Annotated in this window: 3 protein-coding genes; 2 read left to right on the forward strand and 1 reads right to left on the reverse strand. The window is 55.2% G+C overall.

Annotated features, from left to right (window positions below):
- Window positions 1-1,153, reverse strand: a 1,153-nt coding sequence (locus tag QCH34_RS09825) for a GAF domain-containing protein (RefSeq protein ID WP_300333493.1), incomplete at its 3' end; no start/stop codon positions are given.
- A gap of 72 nt (window positions 1,154-1,225) precedes the next feature.
- Between QCH34_RS09825 and cofD the strand changes: the two genes are divergently transcribed.
- Together cofD and QCH34_RS09835 are read left to right on the forward strand one after the other, a co-directional pair.
- Window positions 1,226-2,131, forward strand: coding sequence for a 2-phospho-L-lactate transferase (gene cofD, locus QCH34_RS09830; RefSeq protein ID WP_300333496.1), 906 nt, complete (start codon window positions 1,226-1,228; stop codon window positions 2,129-2,131).
- 74 nt (window positions 2,132-2,205) lie between these two features.
- The coding region (locus QCH34_RS09835; protein ID WP_300333498.1) for a HEAT repeat domain-containing protein at window positions 2,206-3,026 on the forward strand (821 nt) is incomplete at its 3' end.

Below are 3,026 nucleotides of genomic sequence, written 5' to 3' on the forward strand. Positions count from 1 at the left end.
CCTGCATCAGATCCATAATCCCGCGTTCGTTTCCGGGAATGTCATCAGGATGCGTAATATCCCTGAAAGAGAAGAACAAGAGCTCGTCCCTTGAGTACCCGATCATCCGGGAGAAGGCAGGGTTTGCTTCGATGATCATATAATCGGGACCTGCCAGGACAATGCCCACAGGGCCGTGCTCAAAGATACCCCGGAACCGGGCTTCGCTTTCGGCAAGTGCCCGGTGATCGGCATCACGAATAATTGCAGCTGCGATTATTCTGCCCGCAGTCTCAAGCGCCTGGATCTCCTGCTGGCTCCAGGCCCGTGCATGGCGGCATTCATTAAAGCCGATGAATCCGGAGAGGGTCCCATGGACGATGATCGGGACGACCAGAACCGAATGTGTATCAGGAGATGCGATCCGGACCAGTTCTCCAATGGATCCGAGATCGTCAACCGATCCTAAGATCACATCTCCGCCACGGAGGAGGTCGAAACCTTCCCCATAGATCGAGGCATCAAGCTGATCCGGGTTCTTTGAAGGGACTCCTTCAGCAGCCCATTCACCTTTCAGGCAGGCAACCGGATTCTTACTATTCCGGTCAAGCATATAGAGATAGGCGCCCGAGGCATCCGCCGCCTCCCCAAGCCTCCTGAGCGCAGTCTGTATCCGGCTCTCCCAGTCTCCTTGTGAGAGGAAACCGGATGCCGCATACCCAACCGCTTCAAGGATGCAATCCCTTGATACAATCTCCTTCTCACGCCCGATCCTTTCAGTTACATCCCTTCCGATACCCTCAATGATCAGATCTCCGGTCTCCGGATCGGTGATCATGGCATTCTTCGTCTCGATCACCCGTATAGATCCATCCCTTGCCCTGAGGTGAAGGGTGTATGTACACTCGCCATCTTTCCGGGACAAATCGCTGAAGAAGCCGGGATCATCATCTGTCAGGAGGTGCCTGAGCAGGGAGGGATCATCGGAGAAATTTTCGGGAGTGTAGCCGAGTATAGTGCGGACAGATCCCGAGATAAAGAGTACCTCCGGCTCTCCCCGGCGCGGGAGCCTGAGCCGATAGACGAGATCCTCTGTTTTTTCGGCAAAGAACGTAAGATAAGGAGCGGGATATCCTTCCATAACAACAGGATTCCTATCATCGATAATGGGCATATGATACAAAAAGCCTGCCTATATGCTCCCAGCCGCAAAGGCTCTTCACCTTACAGGATCGAGATCATCTGTATGATTACTCTCCTCTCGGGGGGCACCGGAACCCCGAAGCTGATCCGGGGCATGCGGCAGGTGCTCCATGATTCCGAACTCTCTGTCATCGTCAATACAGCCGAGGATGTCTGGATCTCCGGAAACCACCTCTCCCCTGATATCGATACCGTACTGTACCTCTTTGCCGGGATCTTAAACACAGAGACATGGTGGGGGATCCGGGGCGATAGCCTTGAGACGAACCGGTACCTGGAGCGGATCGGGATGCCCGAATCAATCACAATCGGCGACCGGGACCGGGGCATCCATATCGCACGCGGAAACCTCCTTCGGGAGGGAAAGACACTCACCGAAGCAACAGCGAAGGTCGCTGCTGCTCTTGGTGTTGAAGCCACTGTGCTCCCGATGTGTGACACCCCGGTTGCAACCCATGTGGCAACAGAGAACGGCCCCATGCATTTCCAGGAGTACTGGGTAACCCACCGGGGCAATGTCGAAATCTCGGGGATCATCCGTGAGTGTACGATCCCGCCTGTTGCAACCGATGCCGTCATCGAAACGATTCAGAAGAGTGATTCCGTGATCATCGGCCCTTCAAACCCGGTGACAAGCATCGGGCCGATCCTTGAATGTGAAAGGGTCAGGGATGCACTCCGCGAGGTATTTGTCATCGCAATCAGCCCGTTCATCGGGAGCCGGCCGGTATCCGGGCCTGCTGCGGCACTGATGAAAGCCTGGGGAAAGACTCCCGATTCACGGGGAACACGTGAGGCATATGGAGATATCGTTGATCTCTTCATCCAGGATCTCAATGACGAGATTGAAGTTCCGGGCAGCCTCCGGCTCAATACGATGATGACATCGCAGAAACAGAGCGAATCCCTTGCCTGGGATCTGCTTTCGATCATTCGGGGTCAGAGGTAGGGCAGCTTTTTAGGGAACCAAAAAGGTAGTTTTATACCCTGTATCAGACGATACCTTCTCAGAGAGGTGCTACCATGGGTTTATTCAGATGGCTCAGATCACGTGATGAACAGAAAGAGGAGAGAACAGAGAGCGTGGATGAGTCACATCTTCCGCGGCTCTCACTGGATGATTCACTCGGCAACTCCGATCCCGAGGTGCGGATCACTGCGGTTCATTCGATCAGCGGAATCGGCGCACCGGCAATCCCGCTTTTGATCAATTGCCTCGATGATGAGAGCTGGAGAGTAAGGAGAACTGCCGGATCAGGGCTTGCCGGGATCGGGGAGCCTTCAATCGGTCCGATGATTGCCGCACTGGATGGTGCCCGGACAGATGTACGGAAAGAGCTGATCCGGTCACTCACCCTCATCGGAAAGCCGGCATTTCCTGCACTTGCAGCGGCACTTGATCACCCCTCCGTGGATATCAGGGCAGGCGCAGTCGGCGCGATCGCCAGAATAAACGCACCAGAGCGTGGGGAAGCACTCACAAAAGCCCTCAGCGATTCCGATCAGTCAGTCAGGGCGGCAGCCGCAGAAGCCTTCGGGCATCTTCCTGAGAAACAGGGGATACCGGTTCTACTGGGACTCCTTGCCGATCCTGTCGAGAGGGTACGGAATGCTGCGATCCTCGCATGTATCAGGATCGGAAAACCTGCAGTCAGCCCGCTGATTGTTGCACTGGGAGACCCGGAGAGGGGAATATCCCCCTATGCAGAAGAGGCACTGATTGGGATTGGATCTGCCGGGCGGACAGAGGTAATCGAGCTGTTGCATCACGAAAACCCGTTAATGCGCCGGTCCGGTGTTCGGATCCTCGGCGGAATCAGGGATATGAATACCGTCTCACATCT

Source organism: Methanocalculus sp. (assembly GCF_029762515.1).
GTDB lineage: Archaea > Halobacteriota > Methanomicrobia > Methanomicrobiales > Methanocorpusculaceae > Methanocalculus.

Coding starts and splice junctions, on each gene's coding strand:
- cofD (WP_300333496.1), top strand. CDS start 1,226: ATGATTACTCTCCTCTCGGGGGGCACCGGAACCCCGAAGCTGATCCGG.